We start from the raw sequence: 17,358 nt of genomic DNA, 5'->3' as shown, positions 1-17,358 counted from the left end.
ACACTCTGTCCTTTCAAGGTTATAGTAACACTCCCGTAACAAAAAAGAAAGTTAGAATTTGATGTCTAATATAATTAAAAAGCTTTCATATTGATGTTTCATTTAACTTATCTGGTCAGCAGTTTCTGAAGGTGTTTCAGCAGGTTCAGCTGATACCAGTACTTCTCTGGGTTTCGATCCTTCGGAAGGCCCGACGATTCCATTCATTTCCATCTCGTCCACCATACGTGCCGCTCTGTTATATCCAATTCTAAACCTTCTTTGAAGCAATGATATACTTGCAGTTTGCATTTCTATTACAAGCGACACAGCTTCGTCATATAAATCATCTTCAGAGTCAGTCGCATTTTTCTGCGGTTCATCTTTCGGAATCATTTCTTCTACATAATTTGCTTCCTGCTGGTCCTTGACGAAATTCACAACAGCTTCAACTTCCTCATCGGATATGAAGGCTCCCTGAACCCTGTTTGCCTTGTTGGCACCCATCGGCTGGAAGAGCATATCTCCTCGTCCCAGAAGTTTTTCAGCCCCGTTGCTGTCTAGAATCGTCCGGGAATCCGTACCACTTGAGACAGCAAAGGCAATTCTTGACGGGACATTGGCCTTGATTATACCGGTTATAACGTCCACACTTGGGCGCTGAGTCGCCAGGATCATGTGAATCCCAGCAGCACGTGCCATCTGAGCCAATCTAATTATTGAATCCTCAACTTCATTTGAAGCCACCATCATCAAGTCTGCAAGCTCGTCTACGATTACAACGATAAAAGGCAGCGGCAGCAACCCTTCGTCATTTTCCTCATTCTTACGTTTCACAAAAGCATTGTAGCCTTCCATGTTTCTTGACCCGCTCGCGGCAAATAATTCGTATCGTCTTTCCATTTCCTGAACGACTTTCTGCAGGGCAACTGCAGCCTTTTTAGGATTGGTGACGACGGGTGTCAGAAGATGCGGAATGCCATTGTAGACATTCAGTTCAACCATTTTCGGGTCGATCATCATCAGTTTAAGTTCATTTGGTTTAGCTTTAAGCAGGAGACTCGTAATTACTCCGTTGATTGCAACCGACTTACCTGATCCCGTTGCTCCAGCTACCAGAAGGTGCGGCATTTTAGCCAGATCGGCCATAGCTACGTTTCCAGCTATATCTCTACCCAACGGCACCTCAAGCAATTTATCCTTATTCTTGACTTGTCCTTCTATAATGTCTCTAAATGAAACAGTGCTGACTTCGGAGTTCGGGACTTCAATACCAATGACCGCTTTCCCCGGAATCGGTGCTTCCATCCGTATGTCCTTAGCAGCAAGCGCCAGCGCAAGGTCATCTGACAGCCCGACAATCTTGCTTACTTTCACACCCGTTGCCGGCTGAATTTCATATTTCGTTACTGCCGGACCAAGGTTCGCTTTAGTAACTTTAGCCTTAACTCCGAAACTTTCAAAGGTCTCTTCCAGCTTCTTGACATTTTTCTGAATGATCGTGTATTCATCCGACTGATCGATCGCTTCTATCTGGTTAAGTAAGGTAACCGGAGGCAGCTTGTAGGATTCATTTTCCTCTTCTCCAATTTCAAACTCCACAGGGCCGTCGTCCTGTCCGTCTGCTTCAGGTTCTGACGAAGGTTTGGGATCTGAGCCTTTATTTTGCAGTTTCTCCTGTATTTCCTGATAACCTTCAATTTCAAGGGTAGTCTGTTCGTGTTCTGATGCAGCTGATTCATTGACTGGAGTCGTTTCATCTAAATTGTCTGCACTGTCAGGCTGATCCTTGGATTCTTCCTTCTTCTGCCTTGACTTCTTAGTTTTTTTGGCAGTTTTCGGTTTCTTGCTGCGCTTCTTCCGGCTCTCACCCACATGAGAAACAGCTGATGCCACACTATTTTTCATTCCATTAAACAATGCTCTCAAGCCTTTTCTGATCCGTTCAAAAAGTGCTTTATATGAGAACTGGAAAAAGGTCATAATTCCTACGAATACTAGAGCAACAATCATGATATAGGTTCCCGCCATTGCAAATAGGAAATGGCTGGCTCCAAAGAATACTGCTCCGATCATTCCGCCTCCGACTGACCCACCTATGCTGTTGCTTGTGACCTGTGGCCATATCGCCTGCCAAGTAGCTGTTACACTATTTGTGGAATCAGTGATGACAGGCAGGACCCATCTCGAATGATTGAAAACTAGCCAGGCTACATAGAGTAAGGCTGCTCCTCTTGTACGTGGGCCCTTGAAACTCGGCCACTCACCTTTAAGCAGCAGATACAGCCCAGTAGCCAGTAATATAATGGCCATAAAAGCATAGGTTTCTCCTACAAATAATCTGAATACATTAGTTATAAATCGTCCGACAAATCCAAAGGATCCAAGCGCCAGCAGGCTGGTGAAAAATAGAATAAATCCAATAAGTTCAGGTGCTACCTTGTGCGTCTTTTTCTTTGGTCTGCCTCTTTTTTTCGTTCGTGCCATTCCAGTTCTCCTTTCTTTCATATCTGTGTCATTATAGCATGAATCAGCTGGCTAAGGTAGGCGTGTCTCAAGGGATAAATCACTCATGATCGTAAGGCTTCTTTCATTAGTTGAAAATGACTCCCACCCTTGACGGCTATTCATTGACCTTTTTCTATCTGAACAAGTAAACTATAAGTAGGGTATTTAACCCGATGCGCCGGCCAGACTATTTTGGCAACTAAAGATTTATCCATTAACTGATTGTATTTCATCTATATTTATAAGGAGGAAACACTATGAGTTCACTATTTAAGGATTTTTTCAACAAAGGAAAAGACAATGAGTCCAGCGGAGAGGTGATTTATACAAACGATCCTCTCGAGGGAACAGATACACAGAAACTGAGAGCCGAAATTTCCGGTCGTGTACAAGGGGTCGGCTTCCGTTTCACCACCAAGCAGGCTGCAGATGAACTTGGTGTAACAGGTATCGTCCGTAATGAATCTGATGGAACCGTCTATGTAGAAGCACAAGGCAGTGAAGAACAGCTGTCCCGATTCGTTGAAGCGTTGCGAAAAGGACCAAGTCCATCGGCAAATGTGGATAAAGTTGTTGTCACTTATGACGAAAATGTTGAAGAAAAAACTAATTTTTCCCAAGCTAATTGAATTCTTGCTTCCTTTATTGTATAGTGTTCAATAGCGTGTCAGATATTAAGTCCACGTGACTAACTTACTTTAAAGGATTGAACTGATTTGAAAAACAGAACAAAAAGATGGCTATTATCCGGTGGGATGCTGTCGATCGTCCTATTCCTTTCGGGATGTATGAGAGTCGATCAGGCTGGAAACCCGACAAGTGGCTTTTCTCAATTTTTATATGATTATCTGGTGCTGCCTACCCAGTCTGTCATCGAAATTCTTGCAGATTTATTCGGTGGAAACTATGGGCTGGCAATTATTGCGATAACTATTATCGTCCGTATCATTATCCTTCCGTTGTCAATCAAGCAACAGCGTACGTCTATGGAACAGCAGACAAAAATGGCCGTTGTCAAACCAGTGACAGATGAGATTCAGGCTGAAATGAAAGAAACAGATGATGCTCAGGAAAAACAGGAACTTCAACAGGAACTGATGGAAGTTTACCGTGAGAACAATGTCAACATGCTTGGCGGATTGTCCGGGTGTCTTCCCCTTCTGATTCAAATGCCAGTATTTACAGCAATGTTCCAGGCGATCCGCATGTCTGAATCGATCCAGAATGCAACTTGGTTAGGTATTGAACTTGGACAACGCAGTATCATTCTTGCTTTGCTGACCGGAGCTATCTACTATGTACAGACTCGAGTCATGCAGGCTGGTATGCCTGAAGAGCAGCGCAAACAATCCAGCTCAATGATGCTGATGAACCCGATTATGATCCTTATGTTTTCTATTACCGGACCAGCTGGTTTGACACTTTACTGGTTTGCTGGTGGATTTGTTGCAATCGGACAGTCCTTACTGACCAATCATTATTACAAGCCTAAACTGGAAAAAGAAATGAAAGAAAAACATGGCGACAAACAGGTCGTTGAACGTAAGAAGCCTTCCCGCAGAAAAATTCAGGCTGAAGAAGTCACAACTAAACATGGGAAGCAAGTCTCCCCTGCACCTTCTGCTAAAGACAAGCGACGTAATCAAAGTCCTTTTGAACAGAAAGGCCGTCGTAACTCAGGCAAGCAGCAGAGAAACAATTAGACTTTTAAAATGATGTAGAAGAGAGCCTCGGCTCTCTTCTTTTCTTTTGTTATAGAGATGAAAAGCCCGGCGAGTGCCGGGCTTCCTTTATTCTATAGGGATTTAAGGGTTTAGTAACCCTACTTTGTCAATGCTTGAAATGCTTGATTGGTTGTTAGACTTAGTAATTACGGATACGGTGGGTGTAACGGTGTGCGGGGGCCGACTGAAGGAACGCTAAGTACTGGCTTTATTTCCTTCTTATAGCAAACTGGGGGTGCTGTTTTTTTCAGTTTGTCGTAAGGTGCGTTTTGGGACCAGCTCGGCTTGGTTCTTTCCTTTCAGTTTGTCGTATGATCCATCTTGGAACCAGCTCGGCATCATTCTTTAACGTCAGTTGGTCGCAAGATGCGTTTTGGAACCAGCTCGGTATCATCTTTCCTCGTCAGTTGGTCTTAAGATCCATCTTGGAACCAGCTCGGCACCGTTTTTCATCGCCAGTTGGTCGTAAGATGCGTTTTGGAACCAGCTCGGTACTATTCTTCATCGCCAGTTGGTCGCAAGATGCGTTTTGGAACCAGCTCGGCATCATCCTTCATCCCCAGTTGGTCGCAAGATCCATCTTGGAACCAGCTCGGCACCATTCTTCAACGCCAGTTGGTCGCAAGATCCGTCTTGGAACCAGCTCGGCACTATTCTTCCTCGTCAGTTGGTCGCAAGATCCGTCTTGGAACCAGCTCGGTACCATTCTTCAACGCCAGTTGGTCGCAAGATCCGTCTTGGAACCAGCTCGGCACCGTTTTTCATCGTCAGTTGGTCGTAAGATGCGTTTTGGAACCAGCTCGGCACTATTCTTCATCGCCAGTTGGTCGTAAGAATCATCTTGGAACCAGCTCGGCATCATCCTTCATCGCCAGTTGGTCGCAAGATCCATCTTGGAACCAGCTCGATACCATTCTTCATCGTCAGTTGGTCGCAAGATCCGTCTTGGAACCAACTCGGCACTATTCTTCATCCCCAGTTGGTCTTAATCGCCTTACCAATTCCATACTTCTCTATACGAATCAACTTGATTGCTAGAAAGTTCGCAGAATTCTTTATTCTCAAACATAATGAGCATTGTGGCTGTGGCCCATCCGCTTATACTGGCTGTTCAGTAGCCTCCTGATCGTTCTGATGGAGACTTCCCCACCCACCCATTCGTGGACGATATGAGTCCTCAGAATCATATCCGGAAAAAGGAGTCTGATCTCGTCGATGTTCCCGACGATATTGTCAATTCTAGAAGTATTGAAACCACAGGATTTACAGGTGCAGGAGCGTTGCGTATATACCAGGTTAAAACTTCTGCATTGCTCGCAGGTGGGACCCTTTTGCAGGCCTTCCCAATCATAGTCGGGCAGCTTCAACTGAAAAGGTACGCTCTGCTTATGATTGTCGAGTAATCTGTTGGCCAGCTGGCGCATTTTCGGATTCAGAGCGGTCTCCTGACCATTCAAATTTCTTAGAAATGTATGAACTTGGGTCGGGAGACACACCCTGTCATCGGGTGGTGCTCCGAATAAAGTGAATTCCTTGTTGATAAAGACCAATTTTTCATTGACGTTGACTGAATAGTTCCATTGCTTCATCAATTGATTAAACAAGGTAGTCGTTCTTTCGAGCTGATTATTAGGACTTACGATAGTGTATCCTGTTTTACTGATGTATTTTCCGGATTCATAGCTATACTCCCCTTTGTAATTCTTTATTTCAAACAGATAGACCCTGTTGTTCAAAAGAATAAGTGCATCAATTTGAATGGACGACCCGTTTACTGACAGCAACAAATCATGAAGAACAAACATATCGCCACCAAGAATCGACTCTACATATGAGTCAAATAGTATTTCACCTTCGAAGCCACTTTTTAAATGGCTATATATCGCCTGTTCGTCTTTACTTAATGATGATCGGCTGTTTAGTGACTCATAGCCCTTTAACTGTGCTGACTTTTCTCTCGATTTTATAACTAGCATGTGATTCCTCCTCTACTTATACTATTATCCTTTCAGCGAAAAACTCACGAAATTAAGGAGCAGTAAAGTACCAGTCACACATTTTTGTCACAGAAAAAAGGCCCGGCTGAATGCCGGGCCTTTCCCTATAATCAATTATTTTTCTTGGTCACTATCCAGCTGCTTATCTTCCAGCTTAGGTAGCTCTATTCTGAAAATGGACCCGTGTTCGAGTACACTTTCTGCCCAGATTTTACCGTGATAGCCTTCGATCAGCTGTTTTGCGATAGAGAGTCCCAGTCCGTTTCCACCTTTATGACGGCTGCGGGCCTTGTCTACCCGATAGAATCGGTTGAAGATTTTAACGGTATCTTCCTGAGTCATCCCTTCACCATAATCCTGAATGGCAATCTGAACATTTCTGCCGTGTTCCGATACACTTAAATGCACTTCATGACGGTCAGTCGAATACTTGACTGCATTGTCTAGAAGAATGATTAGAATCTGTTCCAGATGATTACGGTAGATGTTGACATGGACCTCTTTTTCAAGATCATCATCAAGAATAAAATAGAAGTCAGGATGGACCAGTTTAAAGTTGTTGAATGTCTGATTGATGATTTCCCTGATCGGTGTCCGTTCATTTTTATAATGAATTTCCACCTGCTCTGCGCGGGACAAGTCCAGCATTTCCTGAACGAGACTCTTCATCCGGCCGATTTCCTGCAGGGATGCGTCCAGTGATTCTTCAAGAACAACTGGGTCATCTTTCCCCCAACGGTTGAGCAGTTTCATGTGCCCTTCCACAACAGCGACAGGCGTTCTCAATTCATGAGAGACATCCTCCACAAACTGCTTCTGGTGCTCAATATTTCGCTGCATTCTATCCAGCATGGCGTTATACGCGTTAGCCAGTTCAGTCAGTTCATCATTTCCATCTCCAACATCGATGCGTTCTTCGGATTCCGGATCCTTTTCAATGATGTGCATCGCTTCGGTCAGTCGACGAATCGGCTGAAGAAAGGAAATTGCTATAATATAGCCTATTACCCCACTGAACAGCAGGGCAATGATTCCTGTCAGCAGGATCGCTCCGAGAACGCTCCTGAACAGCTGATGATAGGATGACAAGGTGTTGATCACCTGGACGTACCCAATCCGGTCATTATTCAGAAATGAATAGACCGGGGTCACAGCTGACAGCGCTTCTCCATGAGGTCCTTCAGGAATTGTCTGTATCTGTAAGGTCTCAAGAGGTTCAAATCCGATATCTACCGAATTTGTTTCATACAAAAGTTCTTCATCTGGGCTGAACACACGAATGACGATGCTGCCCTGACTTGCTCTCAGCGGAGTACTTCTCTGATTCTGGGTTTCTTCCATTATCGGCATCTCGGGGGTAAGGTACAGCTCCTGCTGATCCAGAGTTTCTTCTACATCTTCTTCAGTCAACTCATAAAAATGCTGCCCGAAACGTTCGGTAAGGTTAAATACCACATTCCTGACAGCCTGCTGTTCATTTCCGATCATGATCTGCTGAAACGTTATGAACAGAATCGTTGAAAAAATCGTATAGGTAAGAAATAGTGCAATTGCAGCCCCGATCGTCCATTTCCATCTCAGAGAAATACGCTTCTGCTGGTTTACTGCTGTCGTATCGATGGCTGCCTGTTGTTTCACGTGCGCATCACGTATCCTGTTCCTCTTACAGTCTGAATGTAACTTTCCTTGCCGGCTACATCGATCTTATTGCGAAGATATCTGATGTAGACATCGACAACATTTGTTTCGACTTCTGTTTCGTATCCCCATACTTTGTTAAGCAGGACTTCACGAGACAGAACGACATTGACATTCTCCATAAGTTCTACAAGCAGTTCGTACTCTCTCTTAGTCAGCTCGATGACTTCATCGCCACGTTTGACGACACGGTTTTCCTTCTCGACAGTAATGTCTTTGTAAGTAATCGTAGTCTGACGGCTGACGTTTTCTTCTGTTTCAATTTCGATTCGACGAAGCAGTGCACGCATGCGCGCAAGCAGTTCTTCGATCGCAAACGGTTTGACGACATAGTCATCTGCGCCGTGATCGAATCCTGATACGCGGTCAATAACTGAATCGCGAGCAGTCATCATGATGATCGGCACATTGCTGACTTGTCTGATGCGACGAGCCACGTCTATGCCGTTCAATTCAGGAAGCATCAGGTCAAGAAGAATGATATCCCAGCTTTCCTCTTCATCCAGTGCCGCTTCCAGTCCGGAACGTCCATCAAATCGTACTTCTGTTCTGAACCCTTCATGGTTCAGTTCAAGTTCGACGAATCGGGCCAGATTCTTCTCGTCCTCAATGATCAAAATATTTGCCAATGTTTTCACTCCTAGCTTAATTTACCTGTTTCATTTTGTTTACGGGTGATCCCCTTCAGTTCCCCTGTCACAAGGCTTCTTTAGTGTAACACAGTTTCTCATTTAAGGGAACGAAAGAAAATGTCTGTTAAAGCTATTGTAACAGTAAAATAGCAGGTTTTCTAATCGAAAACCCACTATCTTCATACTATTTTTTAATTATTGACATTAAAAGCTTAATCCCAGCTTTCTTCTCCTTCATTTCCATACCAGTCGAAGTGGAACGTGCCTTCTTTATCGACGCGTTCGTAGGTATGCGCACCAAAGTAATCACGTTGTGCCTGAATGATGTTCGCAGGCAACCGTTCTGAACGGTAAGAATCGTAATAAGCAATCGCTGATGAGAATGCCGGTACAGGAACGCCTGCCTGAACAGAAAGTCCGACCAGATCTCTTACCGATTGCTGATAACGCTCAGTAATATCCATGAAGTAGTCATCCAGCACAAGGTTTTTCAGCTGTGGCTCACGCTCATATGCTTCAGTGATTTTCTGCAGGAAACGTGCTCTGATGATACATCCAGCTCTGAATATCTTTGCAATGTCACCGTATTTAAGGTTCCAGTTGTATTCTTTTGAAGCAGTGCCCATTTGAGCAAACCCTTGAGCGTAACTCATGATTTTACTGAAGTACAGGGCTTCTCTAATTTTTTCAATGACTTCTTTTTTATCACCTTCGAATGCCTTCATCTCCGGCTTAGGCAGAACCTTGCTCGCTGCTACACGCTCATCTTTAAGTGCAGAGATGTAGCGGGCAAAAACTGATTCTGTAATCAGTGGAAGAGGCAACCCCAGGTCAAGAGCACTCTGAGACGTCCATTTTCCTGTTCCTTTATTTCCGGCACGGTCAAGAATGATATCGATCATGTGCTTGCCTGTTTCCGGATCTTTTTTAGTTAACGCATCTGCAGTGATTTCGATCAGGAAACTGTCCAGTTCGCCAGTATTCCACTCCTTGAATACATCAGCAATTTCTTCATTTGACAGGCCAACAACGTCTTTCAAAATGTGATAAGACTCAGCAATCAGCTGCATGTCGCCGTATTCAATCCCGTTATGAACCATTTTGACGTAGTGTCCCGCTCCATCTGGACCAATGTATGTGACACATGGCTCTCCATCAGCAGGTGCTTTGGCAGCAATCTGTTCAAGGATCGGCGCCACAAGATCATAAGCTTCTTTCTGACCACCAGGCATGATTGCTGGCCCTTTCAAAGCACCCTCTTCTCCACCTGACACGCCGGTTCCGATAAAGTTGATGCCTGAATCTGCGAGTTCCTTACTGCGTCGAATCGTATCCTGATAGAAGGTGTTTCCTCCATCGATCAGAATATCTCCTTTATCCAAGTGAGGTAGAAGCTGCTTGATGACAGCATCTGTCCCTTTACCGGCCTGTACCATTAATACGATTTTTCTTGGTACTTCAAGAGAGTCGACAAACTCTTCCAATTCATATGTTGCTGTCAGATTCTTGCCAGGGTTCTCTTCGATGACCCCATCTGTTTTTGATCCTGTACGGTTATAAATTGACACGGAGTAGCCTCTGCTTTCAATATTCAAAGCCAGATTCTTACCCATTACAGCCATTCCGATAACACCGACTTGCTGTTTACTCATTGTAAATCTCCTCTCATTTTTGATGCAGTCGACAGCTTAAAAAATAGTCAGATCTGCATATCTTACTCGTAATTATAGTAACAAAATTTGAACACTTTTGAAACTCTCTAATAATGACTTGCATTATGACAGCACTTTAAGTACACTAATAGCTGAAAGTTCTCAGGAAAGTTGGTGTACACTTATGCCTAAGAAACAAAGAGAAAAAGGATCAACAAGCACTGCTTCTAAAATCATTATCTGGGTGCTGGTCCTGTCAATGGCTATTCCCGCATTTGCTTCGATTTTAAGTGTGATTCTATAATACAATGGACAAAATCCTCTTGGCCCCTTATTCAGTGGTGCAAAGAGGATTTTTTTATGCCTGCTTTTTCTTTTTATCAGCCAGCTTCAGTAATTCCTGAGCCGTTTCGATCGTCAGCTGAGTCAGTTCCTCGCCTGAAAGCATACGGGCAATTTCTTCTGTCCGCTCTTTTTCGGCCAGCTGTTCGACATAGGTGGTCGTCCGGTCATTCTCCACTTCTTTGCGTATATACAAGTGCTGATCTGCCCGTGCTGCGACTTGAGGCAGATGAGTGATACACAAAACCTGAGAATGGTAGGCAACCGAGTAAATCTTGTCGGCTATTGCCTGAGCTACTCTTCCGCTGACTCCAGTATCCACTTCGTCAAAAATAATGCTTGTAACGCCTTGCGATCTGGAGAAGATCGTTTTCATTGCCAGCATCATCCGAGACAGTTCCCCTCCAGATGCGACACGCGCAAGAGGTTTCAAAGGTTCCCCTGGGTTAGTTGCTACAAAAAATTCGATCTTGTCCTGGCCTTGTGCGGATAAGCCGGAATCAGCAGTTCCCTGGTTTGATCCTTCTTTGAAATTCACTGAAAACTGAACTTTTTCCATGTACAGTTCTTTCAGCTGTTCAAGGATGGCCACCTCAAGTCGTTCAGCAGTCTCTTTTCTGATTTTCGTCAATTCTTTAGCCAGACTCACGGCCCGTTCCCTCAACTGAGTAGTCTTCTTGCTGAGAATATCCACTTGTTCTTCACGGTTTTCCAGCTTTTCCAGTTCACTGACAGCTTCTTCGTAATGGTTCAGAATCGATTCAACAGTATGGCCGTATTTCCGTTTCAGCTGTTGAATGAGGTTGAGACGTTCTTCGATCTCGTTAAGGCGTTCTTCGTCATACTCAAGATGATCCATTTCAGAATACAAGTCGCTGGATACTTCCTGAAGCTGAAAGAATGCCGCAGAGAGTGTTTCAGATATCTGCCTGAATTTATCATCCATATCCGAAATGCTTTCCATTTTCTCCATGGCCTGTCCAACGAGATCCAGTCCACTTATCTCTTCTCCTTGGAGAATGGTATAACTTGAGGAAAGGGCTTCTACGATTGACTGATGGTTCGCCAGTTTCTGCTCCTCTTCTTTAAGCTCTTCTTCTTCGTTGAGATGAAGATCGGCAGCTTTGATTTCTTCTACCTGATATTTCAGAATATCGATACGCTGGACAAGTTCCTGCTCGTTGATTTCCCATTCTCTACGTTCTTTTTCAAGGTGTCTGTATTCACTGAATACTGACTGGTATTCCTTTTTCAGCCGATCAAGTTCACTCGGTCCGTAATAATCCAGCAGATGAATATGGTTATCAGCCACCATCAGCTCCTGGTGTTCATTCTGACCATGGATATCAATCAGCTGAGAGCCTACCTCTTTCAGTACAGCGATGGTTACAATACTGCCGTTTATTCGGCAGACATTGCGCCCGGTAGCAAAAATTTCTCTTTGGATCAGCAACGTGGCTTCTTCTTCATCAATCGCGTTTTCTTCAAGAAGCGCAGTCAACGCTTCAGTTTTCTGATAGGAGAACTGGCCTTCCAGCACACATTTTTTTGATCCGTAACGGACGAATTCACTGGATCCTCTTCCTCCTGCCAGCAGACCGACTGCATCGATAATGATCGATTTTCCTGCACCCGTTTCTCCTGTTAACACAGTCATGCCATTTCTGAAGTCCAATGACAGATCCTGAATGATAGCAAAATCTCTAATTTTTAGCGATTCTAGCAAAGATAAACCTCCTGTTCATCAAATGATTTAAATGAAGGAAATAATTCTTCTCTGGAAACGTTCAGCACTGTCTTCATCCCGACAAATAATCAGGACAGTATCATCCCCAGATATGCATCCGAACACTTCCTGGTATTTCGCTGTTTCGATCAATGTACCTAAAGCAAATGCATTGCCAGGCAGCGTTTTGATCAGAACAAATTCTTTTTGAGTATCAATTGACACAAAGGCATCCTTCATCAGTCTAGCCAGTTTCTTGGAAATGTTGTAATTCATTTCCGGAGGCAGATTGTACTGATAGCCGCCTTCTTGAGCAGGTACTTTGATAAGTTGAAGTTCCTTTATATCTCTGGAAATCGTCGCCTGCGTAATGTCGATTCCACGTTTCTGCAGAATATCGACAAAGTCTTCCTGTTTTTGAATGACCTCCTGCTGCACCAGTTGACGTAATAGTTGATGTCTCTCTTTTTTCTTCACTTGATTCACTCCTATGCCCTTGCGAAACTAAATAACACGGTATATTTATACAGTATATTCAGTTTAAGTATACTTCATTTCTTACCGAGTGCCAACAAAAGAACTTCTCATCTTTTATTAATTTAAATGCATACTTTTTAATTGTTCAGGAAAACAATGACTCACTAATAAGATTCTGCACCCAGTAATCGAGTGATTTATCTTTGGCAGACCGATTCTTTATATACGCTAAATATTCTTTGTTTCCTTTACCACCTTTGATAGGTGAAGGTATGATGCCTTCTGTAGTCATCCCTAAATCATACAGAAACGAAATAATATTTTGAATAACATACTTGTGGACTTCCGGGTCAGTAATGATTCCGCGTTCCCCCACATCTTCTCTTCTTGCTTCAAACTGAGGTTTTATCAGAGCTATGACTGTTCCATCTTCAGAAAGAATATCTTTCAATACGGGAAAAATTTTCTCCAAGGAGATGAAGGAGACATCAATTGTTGCAGCAGTAGGTTGTCCCTGGGTAAAATCTTCAGGTCTGCAGGTTCTGAAATTAGTCTGTTCCATTACACTGACACGCTCATCGATCCTCAGTTTCCAGGCAAGCTGATTCGTCCCTACATCCAGAGCATAGACCAGCCGGGCACCGTTCTGTAGAGACACATCAGTAAAGCCTCCAGTTGAAGCACCGATATCCAGAACAATCTGATCAGTGAGGTCAACTTTAAAGTGGTCCAGAGCCCGTTCAAGTTTCCTGCCCCCTCTGCTGACATACATCTGTTCAGCACCTTTGACGTAAACAAGTGTATCTCCGGGCCACTTCTCACCTGAAGTAAAAATCTGCTCTTCTCTGCTCGTGTACACTTTACCGGACATGATGAGTCGTTTCGCTTTTTCCCGGTCATCTGCCCAGCCCTGACGGATCAGCAGATCATCTGCACGTTCCTTTTTCATTTCTTCACCTCAAGACGCTGCTTCTATTTCTAATGAACGAATGAAGGATGCCAGCAGTTCGTCATCATAAACAGCTTCACGGTCTTTTATCTGACTGTTCAATGTCAGTGCTTTTTCAAGTTTTTCCTTGAAGAACTCATTCGCTTCTTCAAGCCCCAGCAATGCCGGGTAAGTACTCTTCCCTAGTTTGGCATCTGCTCCTGTACGCTTTCCTAAGCTTTTTTCATCGCCTTGAACATCAAGGATATCATCTCTCACCTGATAAGCCAGTCCTAAGGTATAGGCCATTTCTTCAAGGTCAATAACTGTTTCTTTTTCGACATCTGCAAGAAGTCCTCCGGCATAAAAAGCAAAACGGATCAGCTTACCTGTCTTTCTCGCATGAATCGCCTCAAGTTCTTTAAGCGTCAAGGATGTATGCTCCCCATTCATATCCGCCTGCTGGCCGCCCACCATTCCCTCGTGACCTGAGTCCTGGGAAAGAGCTCTGATCAGCTTGAGCTTGATGGCATCTTCCGCATCTCCCTGAGTCATCAGTTCAAAGGCCTTGGTCAGCAGCGCATCTCCTGCCAGGATAGCAGTCGCTTCGGAGTATTCTATATGGTTTGTCGGTTTCCCTCTTCTAAGGTCATCATCATCCATTGCTGGAAGATCATCATGGATCAGAGAGTAGGTATGGATCATCTCAAGTGCCGCTCCATAAGGGAAAGCCTGCTCGACCGGTTTGTTGAATGCTTTTAAAACCGCAAAAAGAATCAGTGGCCTCAGGCGTTTACCTCCAGCTTCAAGGGAGTAGCGCATGGATGCTTCCAGCTGAGTTCTGCTGCTGTCCGGAACAGCTTCCATCATGTACTGTTCGAATGGTTGTTTAAATTCTTTGACGAATGTCTGAAAATTCATTAGATACTCCTTTAATCTTTTGTGATCGACAAATCACGACTCATCATGTCGTTTACTCATAACTATGCTGGGTTTATATCATCTGGTATCCCAGTCTGACTGCTAGTTATCAGCAGCCTCTTCACTGTTGTCTTCATTGACCATACGTGTGACTGTTTTTTCTGCATCCTCAATGATCCGTTTGCAGTATCGGCTCAAGCTGATCCCCTCCTGAAACTGATCGAGCGCTTCTTCAAGTGGGACATCCCCCTGCTCCAGCTTCTGCACAATGCCTTCAAGATCTTTCATTGCTTCATCAAACGTTTTTTCTTTATCCACTGCTTCTACTCCTCGCTGCTTTTATTTATAAGAGTATCTTTGCTGATCTCTGTTATATTCGCTTTAACTGTTCCATCTGAAATGGTGACGTCAAGTGTATCATTTATATTAAGTTGTTCCGTAGACTTGATAATGGTCTGATTTTGTCTGGCGACTGCGAATCCTCTACCGAGAATATTCAATGGGGAAAGAAGATCCAGCGACTGAATAAGATGATCCACCTGTCTTGACTTGTTTTCGACAGCCTGCCTTGATACTGTAAACAGCTGTTTTTTCAGTCTCTCATTATCAATTTTGGCCTGCCTGATTCGGGACATAGGATTGTAGGAACGCACTTGTTGATTCAGCATATCCCTCTTCTGACGTGCTGACTGGATTCTCTGATCCGTGCTTCTGATCAGCTTATCCGTGAGCTGGTCAAGATTCTGGCTGTATCCATCATACAACCGCTCGGGCTGCCTGAATATATACGACTGCTCCATTCGTTTCACGCGTTCTTTTTCCTGTCGAATAAGTGTCTGCATCGCCTGAACAAGTCTTTGTCTTGTCAGATCGATCTTACCTATTTCTTCCGTTAGCACAGGTACTGCCAGTTCAGCTGCTGCTGTAGGCGTCGCAGCTCTGACATCTGCGGCAAGATCTGCAAGGGTCGTATCTGTTTCATGTCCAACTGACGATATGACCGGTGTCTTGGCATGAGCAATTGCCAGTGCCACTTTTTCTTCATTAAAAGGAAACAGATCCTCAAACGATCCGCCTCCACGGGCGACAATGATTGTATCGAAATCACCTGACTTGTCCGCCTTCTTAATGCTTTTTACAATTGAATCGGCAGCTTTATCTCCCTGAACTAGAGTAGGGTAGAGAGTGAGTTCAACAATAGGAAACCGTCTCTCTATAGTGGTCTGAATATCTCTGATCACTGCCCCGCTCGGACTGGTGACCACTGCAATTCTCTTGGGAAAACGGATCAGAGGCTGTTTGCGCGAGGCATCGAACCAGCCTTCTTCTGTCAGTTTCTTTTTAGTCTTTTCGTATGCTGCATAGAGCTGTCCGAGTCCTTCAGGTTCAATGTGTTCTATATAAAGCTGGTAAGTCCCGTTCTTTTCATAGACAGACAGGCGACCTACAGCCATCACGCTCATGCCCTCTTCCAGCTCGACATTCAGTTTCCTGCCTTCCCGCTGAAACAGAACTACGGAAAGCTTGGCATCTTTATCTTTAATACTGAAATACTGATGAGAATTTCTACGGTGAGGATTGTAATTCGAAATCTCTCCTTTGACAAAAACACGTTCAAGATAAGGATCGTAGTCAAACTTTCTTTTTACATACGTCGTCAGCTGAGAGACAGTAAGGTAGTCTTCACTCATAGCAAACTCCTTTCTAAATTCTGATGCTGGATGAAAATAAAAAGAGCAAAAAAATAGAATGTGGTCTACACTCTATTTTCCCGCCCTCTCTTGCTGTCTGCGTCACATTTCATTTCTTATTATCCGGAACTGCCGGATACCTGACAGAAAAAAGTGCTCAAACTTTATTCTCATCTACTATGCTCTGCAGCACACCGTTTATGAATTTACTTGCCTTTTCATCATTGAATGTCTTAGCCAGCTCGATCGCTTCGTTCATCACGATCCGTTTATCTGTTTCTGCTTCAAAAAGCAGTTCATATGCAGCCAGCTCAAGCAGCAGCCTGTTTGTACGTTCAAGACGATTCAAAGACCAGTTTTTCAGATGTCTCGTGATTGTCTCATCGATCACTTCTTTGTTATCTCTTGTACCGACAACGAGTCGTCTGAGATAGTGCAATGCATCCGTCACGATCTGCTGAGTATTCTTTTCCTCAGGCAACGCATCTTTCATCGCCTCTTCGATCGTTCGTCCCTCATCAAAAGACAAGGTACTTTCCAATGCCAGTCGAATGGCCTGGTCAGCAGTCAGTTCATCATGTGTGGATAACTGGAAAAGAGACTGAAAGGCTTTTTCCCTTATCACACGCCTTACAGTAGTCACTATTTTTCATCTTCTTCCGTATCCAGATCGAACAATTCCTGGATTGTAGTTTTTTCAGGTACAATATCTGCAATATGAATATTTACTTCGGCAAGTGAAATATCGGTCATATGCAGCACTTGTTCGCGTACACGCTGTTGAATGGTCTGAGCTACGACAGGCACATTCACGCCAAATTTGAAGTAGCAATATATGTCTACTTTCAGCCCGTCTTCATCTGTATTCAAATGAACACCTTTTTTATGATTGGCTTTGCCGAAAACATTTTTCATTTTTTTAGAGAAGCGGCCTTGCATGGCATAGACGCCATCCACTTCATTGGCAGCAATACCGGCAATGACTTCCAGCACTTCAGGAGCCACTTCGATTTCACCTAGTAGATTTGTTCTATTTGTATCGACTATTCTTTCACCCATCACTCTTCCTCCTTTTACTGAATC

The 17,358-nt window shown here is 43.9% G+C and carries 15 protein-coding genes; 2 read left to right on the top strand and 13 right to left on the bottom strand.

The features are described from left to right. Positions 1-102: 102 nt before the first annotated feature. Positions 103-2,466, bottom strand: a complete 2,364-nt coding sequence (locus BMX79_RS10280; protein WP_091482349.1) for a DNA translocase FtsK — start codon at positions 2,464-2,466, stop codon at positions 103-105. Between the two features lie 278 nt (positions 2,467-2,744). Here BMX79_RS10280 and BMX79_RS10275 point away from each other — a divergent pair, with 278 nt between their 5' ends. Continuing rightward, the gene (locus BMX79_RS10275) at positions 2,745-3,116 is read left to right on the top strand and encodes an acylphosphatase (RefSeq protein ID WP_091482347.1); all 372 of its coding nucleotides are present in this window, start codon (positions 2,745-2,747) and stop codon (positions 3,114-3,116) included. A gap of 87 nt (positions 3,117-3,203) precedes the next feature. Next, a complete protein-coding gene (gene yidC / locus BMX79_RS10270) occupies positions 3,204-4,190 on the top strand; it encodes a membrane protein insertase YidC (RefSeq protein WP_091482345.1) in 987 nt (328 codons plus the stop codon). A gap of 1,082 nt (positions 4,191-5,272) precedes the next feature. Here the strand turns inward: yidC and BMX79_RS10265 are convergent. The 12 genes from BMX79_RS10265 to BMX79_RS10210 all read right to left on the bottom strand — a co-directional run bounded on the left by BMX79_RS10265 (position 5,273) and on the right by BMX79_RS10210 (position 17,334). Beyond that, positions 5,273-6,187: a nuclease-related domain-containing protein gene (locus BMX79_RS10265; protein ID WP_091482343.1), complete on the bottom strand. Its 915-nt coding sequence runs from the start codon at positions 6,185-6,187 to the stop codon at positions 5,273-5,275. Positions 6,188-6,322: 135 nt separating this feature from the next. Beyond that, on the bottom strand, positions 6,323-7,846 hold the full coding sequence (locus BMX79_RS10260; RefSeq protein ID WP_281282345.1) for a HAMP domain-containing sensor histidine kinase: 1,524 nt from the start codon (positions 7,844-7,846) through the stop codon (positions 6,323-6,325). Next, on the bottom strand, positions 7,843-8,535 hold the full coding sequence (locus BMX79_RS10255) for a response regulator transcription factor (RefSeq protein ID WP_091482341.1): 693 nt from the start codon (positions 8,533-8,535) through the stop codon (positions 7,843-7,845). Before BMX79_RS10255 ends, BMX79_RS10260 begins: the two co-directional genes overlap by 4 nt. Before the next feature lie 215 nt (positions 8,536-8,750). After that, positions 8,751-10,190, bottom strand: coding sequence for an NADP-dependent phosphogluconate dehydrogenase (gene gnd, locus BMX79_RS10250; protein ID WP_091482339.1), 1,440 nt, complete (start codon positions 10,188-10,190; stop codon positions 8,751-8,753). A gap of 358 nt (positions 10,191-10,548) precedes the next feature. Then, on the bottom strand, positions 10,549-12,258 hold the full coding sequence (gene recN / locus BMX79_RS10245; RefSeq protein ID WP_091482337.1) for a DNA repair protein RecN: 1,710 nt from the start codon (positions 12,256-12,258) through the stop codon (positions 10,549-10,551). 27 nt (positions 12,259-12,285) lie between these two features. Beyond that, positions 12,286-12,735 (bottom strand): arginine repressor, encoded by a 450-nt coding sequence (gene argR / locus BMX79_RS10240; RefSeq protein WP_091482335.1) that lies wholly within the window; start codon positions 12,733-12,735, stop codon positions 12,286-12,288. 145 nt (positions 12,736-12,880) lie between these two features. Continuing rightward, positions 12,881-13,684, bottom strand: a complete 804-nt coding sequence (locus tag BMX79_RS10235) for a TlyA family RNA methyltransferase (protein WP_091482332.1) — start codon at positions 13,682-13,684, stop codon at positions 12,881-12,883. Between the two features lie 9 nt (positions 13,685-13,693). Then, positions 13,694-14,584 carry a polyprenyl synthetase family protein gene (locus BMX79_RS10230; RefSeq protein WP_091482330.1) on the bottom strand — a complete coding sequence of 297 codons (891 nt, stop codon included), beginning with the start codon at positions 14,582-14,584 and terminating at the stop codon, positions 13,694-13,696. Between the two features lie 102 nt (positions 14,585-14,686). Then, complete coding sequence (locus BMX79_RS10225) at positions 14,687-14,902, bottom strand: exodeoxyribonuclease VII small subunit (protein ID WP_256212683.1); 216 nt, start codon at positions 14,900-14,902, stop codon at positions 14,687-14,689. Positions 14,903-14,907: 5 nt separating this feature from the next. Then, positions 14,908-16,275, bottom strand: coding sequence for an exodeoxyribonuclease VII large subunit (xseA, locus tag BMX79_RS10220; protein WP_091482328.1), 1,368 nt, complete (start codon positions 16,273-16,275; stop codon positions 14,908-14,910). 157 nt (positions 16,276-16,432) lie between these two features. Continuing rightward, a complete protein-coding gene (gene nusB / locus BMX79_RS10215) occupies positions 16,433-16,918 on the bottom strand; it encodes a transcription antitermination factor NusB (RefSeq protein WP_174760395.1) in 486 nt (161 codons plus the stop codon). Then, on the bottom strand, positions 16,918-17,334 hold the full coding sequence (locus BMX79_RS10210) for an Asp23/Gls24 family envelope stress response protein (RefSeq protein ID WP_091482327.1): 417 nt from the start codon (positions 17,332-17,334) through the stop codon (positions 16,918-16,920). Before BMX79_RS10210 ends, nusB begins: the two co-directional genes overlap by 1 nt. Between the last annotated feature and the right edge of the window lie 24 nt (positions 17,335-17,358).

It is taken from the genome of Alkalibacterium pelagium (genome assembly GCF_900109325.1).
Lineage (GTDB): Bacteria > Bacillota > Bacilli > Lactobacillales > Carnobacteriaceae_A > Alkalibacterium > Alkalibacterium pelagium.
This window is presented reverse-complemented; position numbering and strand designations above follow the sequence as displayed.

What these genes read in the sequence shown, in the direction of transcription:
- BMX79_RS10280 (WP_091482349.1), bottom strand. Translation starts at nt 2,466, where the DNA reads ATGGCACGAACGAAAAAAAGAGGCAGACCAAAGAAAAAGACGCACAAG.
- BMX79_RS10275 (WP_091482347.1), top strand. Translation starts at nt 2,745, where the DNA reads ATGAGTTCACTATTTAAGGATTTTTTCAACAAAGGAAAAGACAATGAG.
- BMX79_RS10265 (WP_091482343.1), bottom strand. Translation starts at nt 6,187, where the DNA reads ATGCTAGTTATAAAATCGAGAGAAAAGTCAGCACAGTTAAAGGGCTAT.
- gnd (WP_091482339.1), bottom strand. Translation starts at nt 10,190, where the DNA reads ATGAGTAAACAGCAAGTCGGTGTTATCGGAATGGCTGTAATGGGTAAG.
- BMX79_RS10235 (WP_091482332.1), bottom strand. Translation starts at nt 13,684, where the DNA reads ATGAAAAAGGAACGTGCAGATGATCTGCTGATCCGTCAGGGCTGGGCA.
- BMX79_RS10230 (WP_091482330.1), bottom strand. Translation starts at nt 14,584, where the DNA reads ATGAATTTTCAGACATTCGTCAAAGAATTTAAACAACCATTCGAACAG.
- xseA (WP_091482328.1), bottom strand. Translation starts at nt 16,275, where the DNA reads ATGAGTGAAGACTACCTTACTGTCTCTCAGCTGACGACGTATGTAAAA.
- BMX79_RS10210 (WP_091482327.1), bottom strand. Translation starts at nt 17,334, where the DNA reads ATGGGTGAAAGAATAGTCGATACAAATAGAACAAATCTACTAGGTGAA.